Source organism: Azospirillum sp. A29, assembly GCF_042604625.1.
In the GTDB taxonomy this organism is placed as follows: domain Bacteria; phylum Pseudomonadota; class Alphaproteobacteria; order Azospirillales; family Azospirillaceae; genus Azospirillum; species Azospirillum palustre.
The window spans coordinates 166188-187676 of record NZ_CP170469.1 but is presented as its reverse complement, the minus strand read 5'-3'; the positions used below and the strand labels follow the sequence as shown (position 1 = coordinate 187676).

At 69.1% G+C, this 21489-nt stretch carries 13 protein-coding genes and 8 pseudogenes; 5 read left to right on the top strand and 16 right to left on the bottom strand.

Going from position 1 to position 21489, the window contains the following annotated elements; all coding sequences use genetic code 11:
- Positions 1-37: 37 nt before the first annotated feature.
- A pseudogene (locus ABNQ38_RS34975) lies at positions 38-1323 on the top strand (NAD(P)/FAD-dependent oxidoreductase).
- Between the two features lie 411 nt (positions 1324-1734).
- Positions 1735-2568, top strand: a complete 834-nt coding sequence (locus tag ABNQ38_RS34970; RefSeq protein ID WP_377811184.1) for a ParB/RepB/Spo0J family partition protein — start codon at positions 1735-1737, stop codon at positions 2566-2568.
- 51 nt (positions 2569-2619) lie between these two features.
- Here the strand turns inward: ABNQ38_RS34970 and ABNQ38_RS34965 are convergent, their stop codons facing one another.
- The 11 genes and pseudogenes from ABNQ38_RS34965 to ABNQ38_RS34915 form a co-directional block, all read right to left on the bottom strand.
- Complete coding sequence (locus tag ABNQ38_RS34965) at positions 2620-3699, bottom strand: CMD domain-containing protein (RefSeq protein ID WP_377811183.1); 1080 nt, start codon at positions 3697-3699, stop codon at positions 2620-2622.
- A pseudogene (locus ABNQ38_RS34960) lies at positions 3696-5155 on the bottom strand (FAD/NAD(P)-binding protein). Before ABNQ38_RS34960 ends, ABNQ38_RS34965 begins: the two are co-directional and overlap by 4 nt.
- A 43-nt stretch (positions 5156-5198) precedes the next feature.
- Positions 5199-5927 carry an ABC transporter ATP-binding protein gene (locus ABNQ38_RS34955; RefSeq protein WP_377811182.1) on the bottom strand — a complete coding sequence of 243 codons (729 nt, stop codon included), beginning with the start codon at positions 5925-5927 and terminating at the stop codon, positions 5199-5201.
- 14 nt (positions 5928-5941) lie between these two features.
- Positions 5942-6840: pseudogene (locus ABNQ38_RS34950) on the bottom strand (ABC transporter ATP-binding protein).
- Positions 6841-6847: 7 nt separating this feature from the next.
- Positions 6848-8681 (bottom strand): annotated as a pseudogene (locus ABNQ38_RS34945) (ABC transporter permease).
- Between the two features lie 59 nt (positions 8682-8740).
- A pseudogene (locus ABNQ38_RS34940) lies at positions 8741-9913 on the bottom strand (ABC transporter substrate-binding protein); the annotation flags it as partial.
- Between the two features lie 5 nt (positions 9914-9918).
- Positions 9919-10110 carry a hypothetical protein gene (locus ABNQ38_RS34935; RefSeq protein ID WP_377811181.1) on the bottom strand — a complete coding sequence of 64 codons (192 nt, stop codon included), beginning with the start codon at positions 10108-10110 and terminating at the stop codon, positions 9919-9921.
- On the bottom strand, positions 10095-11099 hold the full coding sequence (locus ABNQ38_RS34930) for an ABC transporter substrate-binding protein (RefSeq protein ID WP_377811180.1): 1005 nt from the start codon (positions 11097-11099) through the stop codon (positions 10095-10097). Before ABNQ38_RS34930 ends, ABNQ38_RS34935 begins: the two co-directional genes overlap by 16 nt.
- 159 nt (positions 11100-11258) lie before the next feature.
- The gene (locus tag ABNQ38_RS34925) at positions 11259-11549 is read right to left on the bottom strand and encodes a TCP-1/cpn60 chaperonin family protein (protein ID WP_377811179.1); all 291 of its coding nucleotides are present in this window, start codon (positions 11547-11549) and stop codon (positions 11259-11261) included.
- A gap of 134 nt (positions 11550-11683) precedes the next feature.
- Positions 11684-12886 (bottom strand): annotated as a pseudogene (gene groEL / locus ABNQ38_RS34920) (chaperonin GroEL); the annotation flags it as partial.
- Positions 12887-12960: 74 nt separating this feature from the next.
- Positions 12961-13255 (bottom strand): annotated as a pseudogene (locus ABNQ38_RS34915) (co-chaperone GroES).
- A gap of 353 nt (positions 13256-13608) precedes the next feature.
- Between ABNQ38_RS34915 and ABNQ38_RS34910 the strand changes: the two are divergent.
- On the top strand, positions 13609-13824 hold the full coding sequence (locus tag ABNQ38_RS34910) for a hypothetical protein (protein ID WP_377811178.1): 216 nt from the start codon (positions 13609-13611) through the stop codon (positions 13822-13824).
- A gap of 48 nt (positions 13825-13872) precedes the next feature.
- On the opposite strand, the pseudogene ABNQ38_RS34905 reads toward ABNQ38_RS34910, so the two are convergent.
- The 5 genes and pseudogenes from ABNQ38_RS34905 to ABNQ38_RS34885 form a co-directional block, all read right to left on the bottom strand.
- Positions 13873-15079, bottom strand: a pseudogene (locus ABNQ38_RS34905) (acyl-CoA dehydrogenase family protein).
- A complete protein-coding gene (locus ABNQ38_RS34900; RefSeq protein ID WP_377811177.1) occupies positions 15076-15519 on the bottom strand; it encodes a hypothetical protein in 444 nt (147 codons plus the stop codon). The pseudogene ABNQ38_RS34905 and the gene ABNQ38_RS34900 overlap by 4 nt, the downstream one beginning before the upstream one ends.
- Positions 15520-15744: 225 nt before the next feature.
- Positions 15745-16176 (bottom strand): LLM class flavin-dependent oxidoreductase, encoded by a 432-nt coding sequence (locus ABNQ38_RS34895; protein WP_377811176.1) that lies wholly within the window; start codon positions 16174-16176, stop codon positions 15745-15747.
- 43 nt (positions 16177-16219) lie between these two features.
- Positions 16220-17077: an amidohydrolase family protein gene (locus ABNQ38_RS34890; protein ID WP_377811447.1), complete on the bottom strand. Its 858-nt coding sequence runs from the start codon at positions 17075-17077 to the stop codon at positions 16220-16222.
- 174 nt (positions 17078-17251) lie between these two features.
- Complete coding sequence (locus ABNQ38_RS34885) at positions 17252-19456, bottom strand: aliphatic sulfonate ABC transporter substrate-binding protein (protein ID WP_377811446.1); 2205 nt, start codon at positions 19454-19456, stop codon at positions 17252-17254.
- Positions 19457-19750: 294 nt separating this feature from the next.
- Between ABNQ38_RS34885 and msuE the strand changes: the two genes are divergently transcribed.
- Together msuE and sfnG are read left to right on the top strand one after the other, a co-directional pair.
- Positions 19751-20338 (top strand): FMN reductase, encoded by a 588-nt coding sequence (gene msuE, locus ABNQ38_RS34880; RefSeq protein WP_377811445.1) that lies wholly within the window; start codon positions 19751-19753, stop codon positions 20336-20338.
- A 32-nt stretch (positions 20339-20370) separates the two neighbouring features.
- Positions 20371-21480, top strand: coding sequence for a dimethylsulfone monooxygenase SfnG (gene sfnG, locus ABNQ38_RS34875; protein WP_377811444.1), 1110 nt, complete (start codon positions 20371-20373; stop codon positions 21478-21480).
- The last annotated feature ends 9 nt before the right edge of the window (positions 21481-21489 follow it).

Genomic DNA, 21489 nt, shown 5'->3' with positions numbered 1-21489 from the left:
CACGGAAAAGCCGTCCCCCTTCCGGAAAGCTGCCATCATGACCGGCCCCCTCGCCCTGCCTCCGAATGTCTATTCGCTCGACGCGCCGCCGGCTCCACCGACCCCGCCGCTCGACGGTTCGCGCAGGGCCTCGGTGGCGATTGTCGGCGCCGGCATCGTCGGGCTGACGACGGCCCTCCATCTCGCCGAAGCCGGGGTGGACACCGTGGTGATCGACAGTGGCGAGCCGGGGTGGGGCGCCTCGGGGAACAACGGCGGCCAGCTCAATCCCGGACTGAAGTTCGATCCCGACGGGATCGAGCGGATCGGGGTCCCGATCTCGGCCCCAGGATGGTCGAATTCGCCTATCAGACGACCGACCGGACCTTCGCGCTGATCGACCGGCTGGGCATCGCCTGCGAGGCGCGGCGAGGCGGCACGCTCCGGGTCGCGCGCAGCGCCAGATCGACAGGCGGCGTGGCGGAGACCGCGCGCCAATGCATGATCCGCGGCATGCCGGTGTCCTTCCTCGACCGGAAGGAGACGGCCGGCGCCACCGGCACCACGGCCTATCACGGCGCGATGCTCGACCGGCGCGGCGGCCATCTGAATCCGCTCGCCTATGTGCGTGGCCTTGCGGCGGCGGCCATCGCCGCCGGTGCCGCGGTCCATGGCCGCACGCCGGCACGGGCGCTGAACCGGCGCCCCGGCGGCTGGTCCATCGAGACGCCGGCCGGCACCATCGAGGCCGAGAAGATCCTGATCGCCACCAACGGCTTCACCGACGACCTCTGGCAGGGGCTGCGGCGCACGGTGGTGCCGGTGTTCAGTGCCATCGCGGCGAGCGAGCCGCTCGGCGATGACCGCCTGCGGGGCGTCCTGCCCGACCGTCCGGCGGTCTACGAAAGCGGCCAGATCACCGTCTATTACCGGATCGATGCCAGGGGGCGGTTGCTGATGGGGGGCCGCGGCCCGATGCGGCCGATCGGCACGCCGGCCCCGCTGGCCTATCTGACCGACTATGCGGAGATTTTGTGGCCCCAGCTTGCGGGCCTGCGCTGGACCCATGGCTGGAACAGCCGGCTTGCCATCACGAAGGACCATTGGCCTCATCTGCACGAACCGGCGCCGGGCGTGCTTGCCTATCTGGGCTGCAATGGACGAGGCGTGGCCCTGGGAACGGCGATTGCCGAGCAGCTGGCGCGGCGGCTGATCGACGGGAGTACCGCCAGGCTCGACCTGCCGGTCGTCGAGCCGAAGGCGATCCGTTTCCACGCCCTGTGGCCGCTGGGCGTTTGGAGCGTCGTGCAGCACGGCCGCATTCTGGACCGCTTGGGGCTTTAGAGCCTGTCAGGTGCTTCAGCAGGCATCAAGCGGACGGCCCAGGAAGGGACATAGGCCGAAGCGGCCCGGTCGATAGAGGATCCGATGCAGGAAACGTATTATGCGACGCCGCATAGGCCTGGGGGGCCGGTGGGAGGTGGAAGACGCGCCAAAGGTCGGTAAAAAACACGTAATTTGTATTATGGAAATTATACGCGACCATGGGCCCTAGCTCCCACAAAAGGCACGCGATCGGTCATGTGCCAAAATCAGGAATCTACAACGTACGGCCTCGGCAAGCATGATGAGGCTGCTACTGATTAAGATTTATTTCCTTTATGTTGACAATATACCTGCAGCTCGGCACTGTCGTCGTCGCCAGCGGGCCAGCTGCGCCCGCAAATTCCCCCGCGCCCCAGGAGTTCGTGTGCCATGAGCCTTGCCGCCATGGGTGACGCCGCGTGCATTGCCGTCGCCGCCATCGCCGTGCCCGACAGCCATGCCCGCCGCCGCATCGACGGCGACGGGCTGGATTTGCTCGCCCGATCCATCGAAGAGGTCGGGCTGTTGCAGCCCATCATGGTCCGTCCGCTGGGGAATGGGCGTTACGAGCTGCTGGCCGGCGCAAGGCGGCTGCGCGCGATGCAGGCGCTCGGCCGGGCCGGCGTGCCGGCGGTGCCGGTAACCAATGAAGGCGCCGCGGTGCTGTCGCTGGTGGAGAACATGCAGCGCCAGGGGCTGGACGCGCTGGAACTGGCCGAAGCGCTCCAGCGGCTGGTGGAGCGGGGCTGGGGACGCGAAGCTCTGGCCCGGCTGGTCGGGCGCAGCACGAGCTGGATCGGCGACATGCTGGGCCTGAACCGGCTGCCGGACTGGATCAAAATGGAATATCCGCAGGCGCGGCGGGTGGTGTCGCGCTCGCTGCTGGTGGAGATCGCGCGGGGGCGCGACGCGTCGGCGCAGGCGGAGATGTGGCGGCAGGCGGCGGGCGGAGCGCTCACCGTGCGGCAGGCACGGCGGATGCGGCGCGAGGCGCTGCCGGCAGTCCCGCGCGCTTTGTCGGCGGTGCGGCGCTGTGTTCGCCAGCTGGACCGGATCGACACAGCGCCGGATCTGGCGGAAAAGGATCGGTCGGCGCTGCTGGCCCTGCGCGACAGGATCGACTTGCTGCTCGGCGCCGGAGGCGGGGGCGAGGATGAAGCCCGCGGCTTTCCCGTCGGCCGTCTCCAGGCGGGGGGTGTCGTGGCTGCCGCGGATGCCCGGTGAAGGGCCTGACCGCTGCTTCGGACAGGCCTTTCGATCCGGCCAAGGCTCCGTTCAGCGCACGGCCTCGCCCAGGCTCAGCATCAGGCGGTTGGCCCAGGCGAAGATCGCGACCGCCAGGACGAGATCCAGGATTTCGCCGTCCTCCACTCCGGCCCGGCGAAGCGCTACGACATCCTCCGCCGTCAGGGCGGCCGGCGTGGCGGTCAGGCGGGCGGCGGCCTGGGCGATGGCATGGCGGCGCGGGTCGTCCTGACCGGAAATTCCCTGCGTGAACAGCAGATCGACCGCGTCCCTGCCCCCGGTCAGCTCGACGAAGCGGCGGGCGTGGACCGAGGCGCAATAGACACAGCCGTTCAGCACCGATTCCACGGCGGTCGCGAACTCGCGCTCGGCCCGGGGCAGGCCGCGCGGGGCGTACATGATGCCATTGAACAGCGGCGTGCGGTGCAGAAGCGATTCCGGCTCATGCGCCAGCACCAGCGAATAGGCGCCGATGGCGATGTTGGACGGCGTCACCGCCAGAGCGAGCCGCTGCTCCTCCGTCGCATCCTCCAGCAGCACGGGGGGCAGCCAGGGCTTCCAGTCCAGCACGTCGGTGGTGAAGCCGATGTCCGCATCGACCGGCACCGGTGCCCCGGCGGGCAGCGGGGCGGACGGCGGTTCCGCCGCACCGCCCGCCAGCGCCCGCAGTCCGGCCAGCAGGCGGACCTGATAATTCACCAGTGCGATCAGCTGCGACAGCGCGACGATGCCGTGCGCATCGAGCCCCGCCGCTTCCAGCGCGCCCAGATGCTCCGGCCGGGAGTTGCGCGGGGACCGGGTGACCCGCTCCGCATGGGCGACCAGGGCCGGGCGTGCCTCGGTGCCGGCGGCGAGCCCGCGATAATGGGCGGCGAGCGTGTCGTTGCCGGCCAGCGACGCGATGCGTTCCGCCACCGCGGTGCGCTCTGCGGCCGGAAACAGGCCGGGCCGCCGCGGCGCCAGCAGGGCGTCGTGCGCCGCCTGGGTGCGGGTGCGGATCTCCGCCCGGCGGGCGCGCAGGGCCAGCAGCGGGGAGGCGTCGGACAGGCCGGCCAGCCGGTCGATCAGGTCGGGGGCGATGTGGGCGATATCGCCAGCGGTGGCGCTCATTGGAAATCCTCCGCTTCGGTCCATTCGTCGCCCAGCAGTTCCGGCGTCTCGAACCCGATCAGCCGCTGCCAGTGATAGTCGTAATCCTCGGTGAACAGCGCCGCCGTGATGCTGTCGGCCAGACGCTCCGCCCCGGCGTCGATGCCGGGGATGTCGCCGGTCACCTTGCCGTGGCTCAGCACCGCGGCGTAGTTGAAGGCATGGATGCGGTTCAGCCAGGGCGCCTCGCCGGGATTGCGCTCAAGGAACTCGAAATCGGCGCCGAGATAGGGATGCTGGGCGAACTCGCCGGCCTCATGGCCGGGAAGGACATAGCGGTCGCGCCACAGCAGGGTGTGGCGGGCGATTTCCGCCAGTTCCGGCCGCTGCTCCCAATTGAGCGCGAAGCCGGTGGCGAGGATGACGTGGTCGACCGTCACCGTGCCGCGTCCGGTGCGCAGGACCAGACGGCCGCCCTCGGCCTCCGCCGCCTCGACGGCGCAGCCGGTCAGCAGCGAGAAGTTGGGATGGCGCGAGCAGCGCAGCATGGAATTGTGCGGCGCCGGCACGCCGGTGTCGGCGATGTACTGGTTGTAGGCCCAGCGCCGCTCGTCCGACAGGGTGTGGAAACCCAGAACGATGCCGGGATGGCCGGCGCCCAGGCTCTTGTTGATGCGCGGCAGCTCCGCCCGGCGGATCAGCATGTAGACCTTGGCGGCACCTCGCTCCAGCGCCTCCGCCGCATTGTCCACCGCACCGGCGCCGGCACCGAGCACCGCGACGGTCCTGCCCTTCAGGCCATCGAAGTCGATGGGCTCATGGGCATGGCTCCAGAACCGCTTGTCCACCGCCTTCCAGAAGGCCGGGACGAAGGGGCCGCCCAGACCGTCGCGCCCGTTGGCCAGGATCACCCGTCGCGCCCGCACCCGCTGCCGCCCCTCCGGACCGTCGAGGTCGAGCGTCACGCCGTCGGCGTCGCCGGAGATCGCCGTCAAGGCGGTGTCGTTCCCACCGGCGCGCCGGTGACGCGGCGGTACCAGGTCAGGTATTCCAGCCATTGCAGACGCGGGATGCGGAACAGCGCATCCCAGGCGGTGCGGCCGAACTGCGCCTCGAACCAGGCGCGGAAGGTCAGGTTGGCGAAGCCCAGCGCCGGACCAGTCAGCGTCTTGGGCGACCGCAGGGTCTCCATGCGGGCATAGGTCCCCCACGGTCCCTCGCGGCCGGCAGGGGCCCGGTCGAACAGCCGGATGTTGGAGATGCCGACCTTGCGCAGGGCGAAGGCGGCGGTCAGCCCGGCCATGCCGGCGCCGACGATGGCGACGTCGAGAACGCCGCCCTCTTGCGCCGGCACCCAGTCGGCCGGCGGCAGGGTGAGCAGGTCGAGATCGCGGGCAAGCCGCGCCTCCAGCTCCTCCAGCGAACGGGGGCCGGGGTCTGCAACGGTGGAAGGCACGGCGGAGTTGTCCTTGGTCATCGGAAGAGGGTCCTGTCGGAAATGCTGCGTCAGGCGGGCGGCGTCAGGCGGCCTGGGCACCGCCCAGATAGGCATCGCGAATTTGCGGGTCGCGGGCGAGGTCGGCGGCCGGGCCGGACAGCACGATGCGTCCGGTTTGCAGCACATAGCCGCGATGGGCGATCTGCAGGGCGAGGCTGGCGTTCTGTTCCACCATGAAGATGCTCACGCCCTGCCGGTTGATGGTCTGGATCATCTCCAGCACACGGTCGACATGCAAGGGTGACAGGCCCATCGTCGGCTCGTCCATCACGATCAGCCGCGGACGCCCCATCAGGGCGCGGGCCATCGCCACCATCTGCTGTTCGCCGCCCGACAGGGTGCCGGCCTGCTGGGCATGGCGCTCGCGCAGCCTGGGGAACAGGTCGAGGACACCGTCGTAATCCTCCGCCACCGACTTGGCGTCGCTGCGGGTGTAGGCGCCCATCAGCACATTCTCGCGCACCGTCATGGTGCCGAACAGGCGGCGGGATTTGGGCACCGAGCCGATGCCGCGCCGGACGATCTGCGGCGTGGTCAGGCCGGTCAGCGGCTGCCCGTCGAAGACCACCTGCCCGGAGCGCGGCTTCAGCAGCCCCAGGATGATTTTCATCGTGGTGGATTTGCCGCTGGCGTTGCCGCCCAGCAGGCAGACGATCTGCCCGCGCGGCACCTCCAGCGACAGGTCGAAATGAACCTGCACCGGCCCGTAGAAGCTGTTCACGCGGTCGAGCCGCAGCAAGGCGTCGGTCATTCCGCCGCTCCCCCTCAATGCGCGATCCGGGCAGGGACAGTGGCGTCCTCGTCCTTGCCCGTATCCTGGCCCATATCCTGATTTGCAGCCCCCACCGCCTTGTGGCCGAGATAGGCCTCGATCACCGCCGGATCGCCGGCGACCGCGGCGGGCGGCCCCTCGGCGATGCGGGCGCCATGGTCCATCACCACCACCCGGTCGGACAGCTGCATCACCAGATCCAGCTTGTGCTCGATCAGCAGGATGGTCAGTCCGCGCGCCTTCAGGCTGCGGATGATCTCCAGCATCTCCGCCGTCTCGGTCGGGTTCATGCCGGCGGTCGGCTCGTCCAGCAGCAGCAGGCGGGGGTGCAGGGCCAGCGCGCGGGCGATCTCCACCCGGCGGCGGTTGGCGTAGGACAAGCTGTGCGCCGGCTTGTCGAGGCGCGGGGTCAGCCGCTCGCCGAACATCCGGACGATCTCCTTCGCCTCGGCGCGCAGCCGCTCCTCCTCCGCCGGACGGAGGCGGGACGGATCAACGCCAGCGCCAGTTCCACCAGCGGCCCCACCACCGGAATCCGCGGATTCACTGCGCGCAGCCGGGTATGGGCACCGACCAGCACATTGTCGAGCACGCTGAGATTGCCGAACACCCGGCGATGCTGGAAGCTGCGGGCGAGCCCGAGAGCGGCCAGCCGCTCGGCGGAGAGGCCGGTGACGTCGCGGCCTTCGAAAGTGACGGACCCCGCATCCGGCGCGTCGAGCCCGGAGATCAGGTTGAACAGGGTGGTCTCGCCGGCGCCGTTCGGGCCGATGATGCTCGGCACGAGCTCGCCCCGCCCCGTCAGCGACAGGCCGTTGACCGCGGTCAGCCCGCCGAAGCGGCGGGTCAGGCCGGCAATTTCAAGAAGGGGTTTCTTCGGCTCGTTCGCCATGGCGTCCTCACACCGTTCCCAGAAGGCCCTGCGGGCGGAAGCGGATCAGCAGCAGCAGGACGACGCCGTAGATCAGCATGCGGTACTCGGCCGCCGCGCGGAACAGCTCCGGCAGCCCGACCAGCACCGCCGCCCCCAGCACGGCCCCGGCGACATTGCCGAGCCCGCCGAGGATGACCATGGTCAGCGCCAGCATCGACACCGGCGCCGGGAAGGTCTCGTGGTTGATGTAGGAATAGGAATGCGCCATCAGCGCGCCGCCCACCCCGGCGATGAATCCCGCCACCGCGAAGGCCAGCCCCTTGTAGCGGTTGAGGTCGACGCCGTAGGAGCGCGCCGCCACGTCGTCCTCGCGGATCGCCCGCAGCGTGCGGCCGAGATGGGAGTTCAGCAGGCGCGATTGCAGGGCGGCGAAGGCCAGCAGGACGACCAGCGGCACCCAATAGACCCACTGGCCGCTGACCAGCGGCTTGCCCGCCACCACCAGCGGCGGGATGCCGGCCACGCCGATCGGGCCGCGGGTCAGGCTTTCCCAGTTGAGGATGACCAGCGTCACGATCTCGCCCACCGCCAGCGTGGCGATGGAGACGTAATGGCCGCGCAGCCGGAAGGCGGGATAGACCAACGCGGTGCCCAGCGCCGCCGCAACCAGCCCGGCCAGCGGCACCGCCAGCAGCACCGGCACCCGGCATTAGGCGCCAGCAGCGAGGAGGCATAGGCGCCGATGGCGAGCAGTCCGGCATGGCCGAGCGACACCTGCCCGACCGTGCCGGCGACCAGCGTCAGGCTGAGCGCCAGCAGGGCGTAGAGCCAGGCATTGCCCAGCGTCTGCAACAGATAGGGCTGCTGCACGACCAGCGGCAGGGCGAGCGCGGCGGCAGCCAACGCCCACACCGCCCATTTCGGCAGGACCAGCGGCCGGCTGGGGGCGATGAAGGTGCCGGTCGCGGCTCCGGCGGCAGGCGGCGGCTGCCAGCGAACAGGCCGTTCGGCCGCAGCACGGATCAGATCAGCGCCACGAAGGCGAACAGGTTGCGGTAGCTGGTGCCGAACAGGGCGATGCCGTAGCTCTCGATCAGGGCCGAGCAGCAGGCTGCCCGCGATGGCGCCCGGCACGTTGCCGACGCCGCCGATCAGCTGGGCGACGATGCCCTTCAGCCCGGCCTGGAAGCCCATGTTGGGGTCGATGGTGTTGTAATACATGCCGACCAGCAGGCCGCTGACCCCGCCCAGCGCGGATGCGATGGCGAACACCGTGCGGTTCACCTTGTCGACGTCGACGCCGCACTGCTGCGCCGCGTCGCGGTCGAGCGCCGTCGCCCGCACCGCCCAGCCCAGCTTGGCGAAGCGCAGGAAACCGTAGAGCAGCCCAGCGCTGCCGATGCCGACCCCGGCGATCAGCAGGTCGAGCGCGCCGATGCTGCCGCCGCCGATGGCGATGCGCCAGGTCGGCAGCTGGGTCGGCAGGGCGCGCGGGTCGGGGCTGAACAGCAGTTGCGCCGACTGGTCGAGCACCACCGACAGGCCGATGGTGGCGAGCAGCGGGGCGATGCGCCGGGGCGTTGCGCAGCGGGCGCAGGCCCACCCGCTGGATCACCACCCAGCAGCCCGCAGCCGGCGGCCACCGTGACGAAGGTCACCGGCAGAGGCAGGTTCAGCTTCGTCACGCACAGCCAGCCGATGTAGGCGCCGACCATGTAGACCGAGCCATGGGCGAAGTTGATCAGGTGCGAGACGCCGAAGATCAACGCCAGACCGACGGCCAGCAGCGCATAGATGTTGCCGATGACCAGCCCGTTGATGGTGTAGTCGAGCCACGGGCCGAGAGTGGTGGGAAACACGATGGTCGGTCCTTTTCCGGCGTCAGTTCGCAGCCTTGGCGGCCACCGGTGCCCGCCCCGCCTGCTCCCAGGGCGAAGCCGCCGTTCCTCACGACGAGCCGCGTGCTCAGCGGCTTGTCGACGCGCCGGGTCTGCGGATCGAAGCGGACGGTGCCGTAAACGACGCTCGGCGCATCCTTGACGGTGGCGAGCCCGTCGCGGACGGCGGTGCGGTCGGTGCCGCTCTGCCGGATCACGGTGGCCAGCAGCAGAAGCGCGTCGTAGGCGCGGCTCGAGAATGGCATCGGGCTCAACGCCGTATTTATTGCCGGTGTAGGCCTTGACGAAGGTCTGGACCTCCGGCCGCGGGTCGCCGGGGAAGAAGGGGGTGGTGGTGTGGACGCCCTCGACCGCCGCCCCGCCCAGTTCCAGGAACTTGGGCGAATCGGCCCAAGACCGGCGGCGACCACCGGCTGGGTGAATCCGGCCTCGCGCAGCTGGCGGGCGATCTGGGCGCCGTCGGCGTAGTAGGAGACCAGCACGATGCCGTCCGGTTTCAGGTGTCGCGCACCCGCACCAGGGCGGAGCGGAAATCCTTCTCGTCGGCCAGATGACCCCCTCGGCACCGACCACCTCCGCCCCGCGCTCCTTCGCCGCCTTGGCGAACAGGTCCTTGCTGGTGCGGCCCCAGTCGTTGTTGATGAACAGCAGGGCGACGCGCTTCAGCCCCAGCGCCGTCACCGCGTAGTCGGCCGGCGCCGGCATCTCCTCCGCCTGATTGAGCGCGTTGCTCCAGACGAAATCGCCGCCCCTGGTGAAGTCGGGATGTGAGTTGGTGAAGCCGAACTGCACCCAGCCCGCCATTCTGGTAGATCGGCGAGGCCGCCATGGACGCCGCACTGGTGAAGTCGCCAAGTTCGGCGACGATGCGGGCTGTCGGCGACGAACTTGCGGGCGATGGCGACGATTGCTTCGAACTGGACGCGCAGCGGGCGGCCCTGGATGCCGCCACCGGCATTCGCCTGCTCCAGCGCCAGATCGAAGCCGCGCTGCCACTGCGCGCCATACTGCGCATACTGGCCGGTCAGCGGCCCGCTGACGCCGACGCCGCCGGCTCCTTCGCCGGGTCGGCGGGCTGCGAGAAGGCCGGCTGGACGACGCCGAGCGCGGCCAGCGGCGGACGGGTGCCGGCGACCAGCGCGGTGGAGCGGAGAAACAGATCGAGCATCGGAATCGCTTTCAAATCTTGAAATCCGGATCAGTTGGTGGCGGCGGGGAGGCTGCCGTCCCACAGGGCGAGCTCGACGTTGCGCACGCCGGACACGCGGCGCGTCTCCGGATCGAAGGTCGCCTTGCCGAAGATGACGCTGGGGATGTCCTTCACGCGGGGGAAGGCGTCGCGGATCGCGGTGCGGTCGGTGCCGCCGGCATCGATCACCCGCTGCGCCACCAGCACCGCGTCATAGGCGTAAGCGGAAAAGCGTCCGGCTCCTCCTGGTACTTCGCACGGTAGGCGGCGACGAAGCTCTGCACCTCCGGACGAGGTTCCGCTGGAAAGAAGTTGGCGCGGGTGTAAACGCCGTTGACCGCCTCCCCGCCCAGTTCGTAGAAATTTCGGCGAATAGACGGAGCCCACCGCGACCACCGGCTGGTTGAGGCCGACCAGTTCCAGTTGCCGGCGATGGCCGCCCCGTCGGCATAGTAGGAGATCAGGACGATGCCGTCGGGATTGGCCTCGCGCACCCGCACCAGGGTGGAGCGGAAGTCCTTCTCGTCGGGCAGGTAGCCTTCGGTGGCGACGACCTCCGCCCCGCGCTCCTTCGCTACCTTGACGAAGATGTCCTTGCTGGTGCGGCCCCAGTCGGTGTTGAGGTGCAGCACCGCCAGCCGCTTGAGCTTCAGCAAGGTGACGGCGAAATCGGCGACGTTCGGCTGCTCCTCCGCCTGGCTGATGGAATTGCTCCAGACGAAGTCGCCGCCCTTGGTGAAGTCGGGGTGGGAGTTGGTGAAGCCGAACTGCACCAGCCCGGCCCGCTGGTAGATCGGCGAAGCGGCCATCGACGCCGGGCTGGAGAAGTCACCCAGCTCGATCGGGATCTTCCGATCGGCGACGAACTTCTGGGCGATGGCGATGGATTGGCGCCGGAGTCGTTGGCTGTCCTCGAACACGTAGCGCAGCGGACGGCCCTTCACCCCGCCCGCGGCGTTGATCTGGTCGAGCGCCAGATCGAAGCCCTTCTTCCACTGCGCGCCATACTGCGCGCTGGGACCGGTCAGCGGCCCGCTGACCCCGAACCACAGCGGCTCGCCCGCGGCCTCCGCCGCGGTGGGCCGGCCCGCCGGACATCGCGATGCAGGCGAGCGCCAGACCCCCGGCCAGGGTGTGGCAAAGCACTGAACGTCGGGAAAGCGCAGGCTGGGGCATGGCGTCGTCTCCAAAAGGCTTTCGGCACGAATTCGAAAAAAGACCGCCGCCCGGAACCGGGGCGTGGACCCGCTGACGGGCGGCGGCTTCAGGCACGGGAGGACGGGACGCCGGCGAGCGGAGCGCCGGAAGGACAAGGGTCGCACCGCCCGCCTGCGCCCTGACGGTCGCGATCAGAAATCGTAACCGCCGCCGGCCCCGGCCGGTGCCGCCGGGGACTTCGGTTCCGGACGCTCGACGATCAGCGCCTCGGTGGTGATCAGCAGGCCGGCGACCGACGCCGCATCCTGCAAGGCGATGCGCACGACCTTGGCCGGATCGATGATCCCGGCCTTCAGCAGGTCGGTGAACTCGCCGGTCTGCGCGTCGTAGCCGAAGGCGGTGTCGTTCCCCTCCAGCAGCTTGCCGACGATGACCGAACCGTCAGCCGCGGTCTCGGCGATCTGGCGGACCGGCGCCTGCAAGGCGCGCCGCGGCACGATGTCGATGCCGACGCGCTCGTCGTCGTTGACCGGAACCACCGCATCGATGGCGCAGGTAGCATCAGCAGGGTGACGCCGCCGCCGGGCACGATGCCCTCGGCGATGGCGGCACGGGTGGCATGGACGGCGTCGTCCACGCGATCCTTGCGCTCCTTCACCTCGACCTCGGTCGAACCGCCGACGCGGATCACCGCGACGCCGCCCGACAGCTTGGCCAGCCGCTCCTGCAGCTTCTCGCGGTCGTAGTCCGAGGTGGTTTCCTCGATCTGGGCGCGGATTTGAGCGATGCGGGCGTCGATGGGCCCGCGGCCGCCGGCGCCGTCGATCACCGTCGTCTCCTCCTTGGCGATCACCACCCGCTTGGCGGTGCCGAGATCGGCCAGCGAGACGGTCTCCAGCTTGAGGCCGATGTCCTCGCTGATCACCTGCCCGTTGGTGAGGATGGCGATGTCCTCCAGGATAGCCTTGCGCGGGTCGCCGAAGCCCGGCGCCTTCACCGCGGCGATCTTCAGGCCGCCGCGCAGCTTGTTCACCACCAGCGTCGCCAGCGCCTCGCCCTCGACATCCTCGGCGACGATCAGCAGCGGACGGGAGGACTGCACCACAGCCTCCAGCACCGGCAGCAGCGGCTGCAGGCTGGACAGCTTCTTGTCGTGGATCAGGATGTACGGATTGTCGAAATCGACGACCAGCTTCTCGGCGTTGGTGACGAAATAGGGCGAGAGATAGCCGCGGTCGAACTGCAACCCTTCGACCACGTTCAACTCGGTCTCCAGGCTCTTGGCCTCCTCCACCGTGATGACGCCGTCGTTGCCGACCTTGGACACCGCCTCGGCGATGATGGCGCCGATGGCGCGCTCGCCGTTGGCGGAGATGGTGCCGACCTGCGCCACCTCGTCGTTGGTGGAGATGGTCTTGGCCCGCGCCTTCACGTCGGCGATCACCGCGGCGACAGCGCGGTCGATGCCGCGCTTGAGGTCCAGCGGGTTCAGCCCGGCGGCGACGGCCTTGGCGCCCTCGCGGACGATGGCCTGGGCCAGCACGGTGGCGGTGGTGGTGCCGTCGCCGGCCAGATCGGCGGTCTTGGACGCCACCTCGCGCACCAGCTGGGCGCCGATCTTCGAAGCGGTCGGCCAGCTCGATCTCCTTGGCGACCGACACGCCGTCCTTGGTGATGCGGGGGGCGCCAAAGTATCGATCACGACGTTGCGGCCCTTCGGGCCCAGTGTGACCTTCACGGCATTGGCGAGAGGGTATCGACGCCGCGCAGGATGCGGTCGCGGGCATCGGCGGGAGAATTTGACGTCCTTGGCGGCCATGGCGATGTCCTTTTTATCGAAGTCTTTTTTGGGTGGGTTCCAGCGGAAACGGGCAGGTCTGCCTGGGCGGGGCCTCAGGCGGCTTCGACCACGCCGACGATGTCGGATTCCTTGATGACCAACAGATCCTCGCCCTGCACCTTGATCTCGGTGCCCGACCATTTGCCGAAGACCACGCGGTCGCCGACCTTCACGTCGAGCGGATGGATGCGGCCCTGGTCGTCGCGCACGCCGGGACCGACGGCGATAACCTCGGCCTCCTGCGGCTTTTCCTTGGCGGTGTCGGGGATGATGATCCCGCCCTTCGACTTTTCCTCCTGCGCCACACGGGCCGACGACGACGCGGTCGTGCAACGGACGGAACGGCATGCCTGGTGTCTCCTGGTTCGGGCCTCGTTCGGGCCTCTGGGGGTCATGTGCGGCGCCCCGCATTCACCGTAGGGACAAAGCTTAATCACTGTTTATTCCTACTGTAAAGATAGTGTTTTGTATTTTTCTTATACATATTTCATGTGTTATTATTGGTCCCGCCAGGGCCGTCGGCATCCGACTCATTTGAAAAACTCAACGGAATCATGAACATTCCAAGATTGCCGGGGTGCCGCCGCGGTATTGTAAGAAACAACACACAGATGCATCTCAGCGGCGTAGTTTCACAGAAATGCCGAACACCCGGATATCGACCGCTCCGCCGGCCGCACGGTTGCCCACCATCGACGACGATGTGGCTGTGGCTTTTCGGGCTGTTCCAGGACACCACGCTGATCATCGCCATCGGCCTGTTCGACCTGCTGAACACCGCGCGCACCGCCGCCAAGGACCCGGCATGGCTGGGCTTCTACGACGAGGCGTTCGGCTTCGCGGCGCTGGTCTACCTGACGGTCTGCGTGATCGCGTCGCGCTACAGCCTGTGGCTGGAGCGCCGGCTGCGGCGGTGAGGACGCCCCGGAAATGGCATGGAGGCCGGCTCGCCGCAACCGGCCGGATCAGGAATAGAAGCCCGGCTCCGGCAACGCGCCGGTCAGGGCATGGACGCCCAGCTCCTTCAGCTTGTAATCCAGCGGATCGTGCAGGGAATGGGTGCGGACATTGCGCCAGAAGCGGTCGAAGCCATAACGCCCGGCTGGCCCCCCGCGCACCCGTGATATCGAACAGCCGGCCGGCAGCGTCCAGACCGGCACGGGCGGCGGCGACCTTGAAGGTGGCGACGGCGAGCGAGGTCTCGCCCACGCTCCTGCGCTCCCAGCGACCGTCCGCGCTCCCACGCCCGTTGCAGCCGGTCGAGCGCCAGCCCGCCCAGCGCGTCGGCCGCGGCGATGGCCAGCTGCACTTCGCCGAAATGATGCAACAGATAGGGGTCCTCGGCGGCGCTGGCTACGCCCGACGCCCGCCACGGCCGTCCTTCCGTCAGGGTGAAGCCGCGCGCCGCCGCCAGCGCCCCTTCGGCGATGCCGAGATAGAGGCTGGCCAGGATCGACTGGGCGATGCAGGGGCGCAGGCTGGAAGCGACGTCGCCGAACGGCCCCGGCGGTCCCAGGATGTCGGCGGCCGACACCGCCACATCGGTGAAGGTGACGGTGCCGCTGTCGGTCTGGCGCTGGCCGATGGCATCCCAATCGTCCAGCACGGCGATGCCGGCACGGTCGGTCGGCAGCACCATCACCCGCAACACCCCGTCCGGCCCGTCCGCCGACACCAGCAGCAGGTCGGAATCGCTGGCGCCGGAGCAGAAGCTCTTGGCGCCGTTCAGACTCCAGCTTTGCGGCTCCTCCCCGTCCTTGCTCCCCTCCCCCGTGGGCGTCAGATGGGTGCGGCGGTCGAGCGGGTTCAGCGCATTGCCCCAGAACAGGCCGCGCCGCGCCGTGGCGGTCAGCAGCCCAGCCCGCTGGGTCGGGTTGCCATAGAGCAGGATCAGGCGACCATCAGGTGATGGAAGGCGAACAGATGGGCCAGAGAGGAATTGACCTGCGCCAGGTCCCGCACCGCCCCCAGGATGGCCGGCCAGCCTTCCCCCTGCCCGCCATAGGCCGCCGGGATCGACAGGGTCAGCAGGCCCGAGCGGCGGATGGCGTCGCGTTCCGCCTTGGCGGTGCCGCCGGCCCGGTCGCGGGCGACGGCGGTTTCATCCAGCAGGCCCTTGAGGTCGGCCAATGCCCCGCGCAGGGCCGGGCTGGACAGCGGAACGATGCTCATGAGGCACTCCTGGCCGGCTGAAGGTCGCCGAAGGGGCTGACGAAGGCGACGTCCAGCGCCGGCTGGGTTACTGGTGGCGGGGCCGTCACCGGCAGCGGCGGGAACAGCAGGTCGGCGACGCGGTGCGCCTCCTCCAGATGCGGGTAGCCGGACAGGATGAAGCTGTCGACGCCGAGATCACGGTATTCCAGCAGCCGGTCCGCCACCTGCCGCGGGTTGCCGACCAAAGCGGTTCCGGCGCCGCCACGCACCAGCCCGACGCCGGCCCACAAATTCGGCGCCACCACCAAATCCGCGCGGAGGCAAGCTCGGTCATCCGCCGCTGGCCTTCGAACTCGAAGCGACGGAAGGCGCCGTGCGCGGCCTCGACGGCGCTGCGGTCGATCTTGCTGGGATCGAGATCTTCGGCGGCGGCCCGGCTCCGCCTCGGTCTCGCGCACGATGATGTTGACGCGCAGGCCATAGGACAGGGTGCGGCCATGGGCCGCGCCCGCGCCCGCACGTCCTTGAGCTTGGCGGCCACCGCCTCGGGCGGCTCGGCCCAGGTCAGGTCAAGTGCTGGAAATCCTGCCGCCACCGCGGCATGGCCGGCGGGCAACAAGCCGCCAAAGAACAGCGGCGGATGAATGTCACCGGTCGCAGCGGCACGGTCGCCCCCTTCACCGTCACGTGGCTGCCGGCAAAATCGACGGTCTCGCCGGCCAGAACCCGCTTCCACACCGTGAAGAACTCGGCCGCCTCGGCATGCGGGCATCATGGTCGAGGAAGACGCCATCGCCCGCCAGCTCCGCCGCGTCGCCGCCGGCCACCACATTCAGGTAGAAGCGCCCGCCCGACAGCCGGTCCAGCCCGGCGGCGAGCCGGGCGGCGAAGGTCGGCGTCATTGAGGAGGGCCGGGTCGCGACCAGGAAGCGCAGCCGCTCCGTCGCCGCGATCAGTGCGGCCGAAACGATGTAGGGCTCCTCGCAGGCCTTGCCGCAGGGAACCAGCACGCCGTGATAGCCGCGCCGGTCCGCGGCCCGGGCGATCTCCGTCAGATAGGCCAGGGTGGCGGGCCGGCTGTCGACCTGGCTGCCCAGGATCGGGGCCGTCGCCATGCACCGGCAGGAACCAGAAGATGTCCATGGGTCGGGTCTCCGCTCAGAGATCGAGCGCCAGCAGGCGCCGGGCGTTGTCGAACAGCAGCCCGTCGAGCACCGCCCCGTCGAAGCCGAGCTTCAGGAAATCCTCCACCGTCTGCTTCATCGGGCGGAACGGGTAGGAGCTGCCGAACAGCAGCTGGTCGCGCAGGAAGCCGTTGGCGGCCTCGACATAGAGGCGGCTGCCGGGCAGGAAGAGGTACATGTCCGGCACGATGTGGACGTTGGGATGGCGGAAGGCGATGCCGACGATCTCGGCCACATGCGGCCAGAAGCCGTGGTGGATGACGATGTTCAGGGTCGGGAACGCGCGGGCGATGCGGCCGACCGGGGCCGGATCGTTGAAGCGCGGATCCGGCGTGGTCGGCCCGGTCATCAGGAAGACCGGCACCTTCAGCTGGTCGCAGGCGTCATAGACCGGCAGCAGCGACGGATCGTCGAAGGGAATGGCCGGATCGAGGAAGCCCGGCTCCAGGTTGATGCCCTTCAGCCCCAGCGCGGCGATGGCGCGCCCGGCCTCCGCCACCGCGGCGGCGGTGCCCTGGCGCTGCGGATCGACCGAGCCGATGCCGATCAGCTCCGGCCGGCCGGCGACCAGTTCGTGAACGCGGTCGTTGGAGGTGCTGACGCCGGGGGTATCGCGTCCGACGATGGCGGCGGCGGTGATGCCGGCCTCGTGCACATCGGCGAGATAGCCGTCCAGCGTGTGGGAACGGGTGAAATGGCTGTCGTCGCCACGGGTGCCGACGCGCCGGTTCAGCCATCTGGCCGTCTCGAAGCCGGGGGTGCCGGGGGTCGCCCCATAGAAATCATGCAGGAAGGCGGGACGGCTGCGCAGGTCGATGATCTTGCGGGACACGGTTGCGGTCTCCGGTTGCAGGGTCTGCCGGATAAGCGCAACAACGGTGCCAAACCGGTTTTTTCTTTGTTTCCAGTTACTTGGAGAAAATCTTCCCCGACGGTCGCGCTGCAATTGCAACAGCCGCCGCCGGGGAATTGCTGCATGGGCAGCGCCGATTTCACAGATCGCCCGCTACGCCCAGCCCCCCGACCAGACCGCTTCGCGCACCGATATGCTGGATTTCAGCAGACCGGAGGCGTGGAAGCTGTCGGCCACCGCCTGCTGGCGCCGCACCGCCCGATCGTCCAGCGGCTTGGCGCCGTAGGTCAGCCGGCTGAAGGCCAGTTCCAGCGCCGGGGCGTCGATGCCGAGGTCGCGCGTCATGCTGCGCGCCGCCTCCGCCGCGTGGAGAGCGGCGTATTCGCCGGCCTTGCCCACCTCGTCCAGCAGGATGGCGACGGCTTCCGGGTTGCGGTCGGCGAAGCTCTGATTGGCGAGGTAGAACTGGTGGTTCGGCACCAGCCCGCTGCCGTCGGTCAGCACCCGCGTGTCGTCGCGGATCTGGGCCGAGGAGAGCAGCGGATCCCAGATCGCCCAGGCATCCACCATCTCGTCGAGCAGCGCCTCCAGCGCCGCCGCCGGCTGCATATGGACGATGCGCACGTCATCCAGGGTCAGCCCATAGGCCTGCAGCGCCCGCAGCAGGAAGTAATGGACGTTCGACCCGGTGTGCAGTGCCACCGTCCGCCCGCGCAGGTCGGCGGTGCTGCGGAAGGGGCTGTCATGGCGGATCAGCAGCGCCTCGGCGTTGGGGGCCGGCGGGTCGTAGCCGACATAGACCAGCGGCACGCCGGCCGCCTGGGCGAAGACCGGCGGCGCCTCTCCGGTCGCGACGAATTCCACCTGCATGCTGCCGAGCGCGTCCATCATCTGCGGGCCGGACACGAACTCCGTCCAGGTGACGCGGTAGCCATGGGCGGCCAGCCGCCGTTCCACGGCCCCCCGCATCTTCAGGATGCTGGAGGTGCCGAACTTCTGGTAGCCGATCGGCAGGTCAACCAGTTGGGCGGGCCGGGGAGAGACGGCCGGCACGGAGGGCGTCGAAGACCGCTCCTCCCCCGGTTCCGCCGCACCGGACCGCCGCCGCGGCGCGATGGCGCCGAGATGGGCCAGTTGGGTGCGGAAGGCGTTGCGGGTCATCCCCAGGCTTTCCGCCGCCCGCATCTGGTTGCCGTCGGCCAGTTCGAAGGCGCTGCGCACCGCGGTGCGGACCAGCCGCTCGTACAGGTCGGCTTCGCCGTCGGCGATGGCGCGGCCGACCAGCGCCTTCACCGCTCCTTCGAGGTCGCGGGGCGGCGGCTCCACAGCACCGGACGCCCAGCCCTGGGTCTCGCCCTGGCTCTGACCATGACCGTGTCCCTCGCAGCGCAGGCGGACGTCGTTCGCGCCGATCTCCGGACCGGGCGCCAGCAACACCGCGTTGTGCAGCACATTCTCCAGCTGGCGGATGTTGCCCGGCCAGGGGCACCGGGCCAGCCGACGCAGCGCCTCCCCGCTCAGCGACAGCTCCGGCCGGCCGAGCCGCTCCTTGTGGAGGTCGAGGAAATGCCGGGCCAGCGGCGGGATGTCGCCCGGCCGCTCGCGCAGCGGCGCCAGCTGCACCGAGGCGACGTTCAAACGGAAATACAGATCCTCGCGAAAGCGCCTGGCCTCCACCGCCGCCTCCAGATCGACGTTGGTGGCGGCGATGACGCGGACGTCGATGGGAATGGGCTTGCGCGAGCCGACGCGCACCACCTCGCGTTCCTGCAACACGCGCAGAAGCTTGACCTGAAGGGCGGGCGGCAGGTCGCCGATCTCGTCCAGCAGAAGCGTGCCGCCATGGGCGGCCTCGAACCAGCCGGCCTGGGTCTTCAGCGCGCCGGTGAAGGCTCCCTTTTCGAAGCCGAACAGTTCGGCCTCGGCCAGCGTGTCGCTGAAGGCACCGCAATTCACGGCGACGAACGGGCCGTCGGCCCGACGGCTGCGGCTGTGGATATAGCGTGAGACCAGTTCCTTGCCGGTGCCGGTTTCGCCTATGATCAGCACGGTGGCGTCGCTGGGCGCCAGCCGGTCGAGATCGGCCTGGAGCCGTTGCGACTGCGGATCCTCGAACACCATCGCGGTGGCGCGGATCTTCGGCTTGCGGGCCCGGCTGGCCGGGTCGAAGGCGACGATGCGGCGCTGTTCGTAACCGGCGGCGTCGATGCCCGGTCCGCAACTCCCGTCCTGCCCCACGACAACGGACGGCAAGGCGGCGGCGTCGAACCGGCAGGAGGACAGGCCGGGTCCCGAACGGGGATCGGCATCGAAGGCTGTCGCGGCGGGCCAGCGGTCACTGGGCGGGATCCTGGTCATGGCGGCACCTGCTTCCTGAGGCGGGCATCGTCGGGTCACCCCGATCATTCCCCAGTGTACCAATATGGAAATAGATTCAATATTACAAACTAATCTCGTTGTATTTTCCGCCTACTGGTGCGTTTCACATGATTCCTGCTGCATGTGCAGCACCGGTGGCGTGACGGCTGCTGCCTTTGAAGCGTGACCTCGTTGCTCGCGACAGAACTTCATTAACAAATTCAGCATCTTACCGTCTTGGCACACGGCTTGCCCCTATGGCTCCGGACATTCCCGCACTGGAGCTTGTGTAAAATGGGCAAGATCAAGGTCGTCACCGTTTCCGGCAATCTGGGCGCCCGGTCCCGCACCCGCGCCCTGATCGATGCCGTGGTGGAGGAGGTGGAGGCACGGGTTTCCATCCATCGCACCGACATCGTCATCGGCGAACTGGCGCCTGATCTGGGGGCGCTGACCGATCCGAAGGCCGCGCCGCCGCGCGTGGCCGACGCGCTGGCCGCCATCGTCGGCGCCGACCTGCTGGTCGTCGGCACGCCCGTCTACAAGGGCTCCTACACCGGGCTGTTCAAGCATCTGATCGACTTCATCGATCCGAACGCGCTGGGCGGCGTGCCGGTGGTGCTGACCGCGACCGGCGGCAGCCCGCGCCATGCCCTGGTGATCGAACACCAGCTGCGCCCGCTGTTCGGCTTCTTCCTGGCCCACACGGTGCCGACCGGCGTCTTCGCCCAGGACAGCGACTTCACCGACTACCGCCTGACCAGCCCGGACATCGCCGCACGCGCAGCCCGCGCCGCCGACGAGGCGGTGCGCATCGCCGCCCTCGGCCGGCTGGCGACTTCCACCGCTTCCCTGGCCACCGCGTCCCTGGCCGCCGCCTGATCCTCCCTTCTTCCGCTCCCGGAGACTTCACCATGACCGCCACCACGACTGCCAATTCCGACGCCGTGAAGTTCGCCTATTGGGTTCCGAACGTGTCCGGCGGCCTCGTCATCAGCAAAATCGAACAACGCACCGGCTGGGACATCGACTACAACCGCAAGCTGGCGCAGATCGCCGAGCGGGCCGGATTCGAATACGCGCTGAGCCAGATCCGCTTCACCGCCGGCTACGGCGCCGACAACCAGCATGAATCGGTGTCCTTCACCCATGCCCTGCTGGCGGCGACCGAGAGACTGAACGTCATCGCCGCGGTGCTGCCCGGCCCCTGGCACCCGGCCGTGCTGGCCAAGCAGGTCGCCACCATCAGCCATCTGACCGGAGGCCGCATCGCCGTCAACATCGTCAGCGGCTGGTTCCGCGGCGAGTTCCAGGCCATCGGCGAACCGTGGCTGGACCATGACGAGCGCTACCGCCGGTCGGAGGAGTTCATCCGCGTCATCCGCGGCGTCTGGTCGGAGGACAATTTCTCCTTCAACGGCGCCCATTACCGCTTCGAGAACTACACGCTGAAGCCGAAGCCGCTGGCCCCGCTGCCGGAGGTCTTCCAGGGCGGCAGCTCGCGCGCCGCCCGCGACATGGCGGCCCGCGTGTCCGACTGGTATTTCACCAACGGCAACACGCCCGACGGCATCGAGGCGCAGATCGCCGACATCCGCGCCAAGGAGGCCGGCACCGGCCACCGCGCGAAGATCGGCGTCAACGCCTTCGCCATCGTCCGCGAGACCGAGGAGGAGGCCCGCGCCGTCCTGAACGAGATCCTGGAGAAGGCCGATCCCGACGCGGTGAAGGGCTTCCACCACGAGGTCCAGAATGCCGGCAACGCCTCGCCGGAGCGCGAGGGCAATTGGGCCAAATCCACCTTCGAGGATCTCGTCCAGTACAATGACGGCTTCAAGACCAACCTGATCGGCACGCCGCGTCAGGTGGCGGAGCGCATCGTCGAGCTGAAAGCCATCGGCGTCGATCTGGTCCTGCTCGGCTTCCTGCATTTCCAGGAGGAGGTCGAGTATTTCGGCCGCCACGTCATCCCGCTGGTCCGCGAACTGGAAGCGGCCAAGGAGCGGGAAGCGGTCGCCGCCTGATCCATCCCG

Excerpts from the sequence above, each read along its gene's own strand:
- ABNQ38_RS34885 (WP_377811446.1), bottom strand. The coding sequence starts at position 19,456 with ATGACCAGGATCCCGCCCAGTGACCGCTGGCCCGCCGCGACAGCCTTC.
- sfnG (WP_377811444.1), top strand. The coding sequence starts at position 20,371 with ATGACCGCCACCACGACTGCCAATTCCGACGCCGTGAAGTTCGCCTAT.
- ABNQ38_RS34910 (WP_377811178.1), top strand. The coding sequence starts at position 13,609 with ATGTGGCTGTGGCTTTTCGGGCTGTTCCAGGACACCACGCTGATCATC.
- ABNQ38_RS34965 (WP_377811183.1), bottom strand. The coding sequence starts at position 3,699 with ATGAGCGCCACCGCTGGCGATATCGCCCACATCGCCCCCGACCTGATC.
- ABNQ38_RS34895 (WP_377811176.1), bottom strand. The coding sequence starts at position 16,176 with ATGGCGACGGCCCCGATCCTGGGCAGCCAGGTCGACAGCCGGCCCGCC.
- ABNQ38_RS34970 (WP_377811184.1), top strand. The coding sequence starts at position 1,735 with ATGAGCCTTGCCGCCATGGGTGACGCCGCGTGCATTGCCGTCGCCGCC.
- msuE (WP_377811445.1), top strand. The coding sequence starts at position 19,751 with ATGGGCAAGATCAAGGTCGTCACCGTTTCCGGCAATCTGGGCGCCCGG.
- ABNQ38_RS34955 (WP_377811182.1), bottom strand. The coding sequence starts at position 5,927 with ATGACCGACGCCTTGCTGCGGCTCGACCGCGTGAACAGCTTCTACGGG.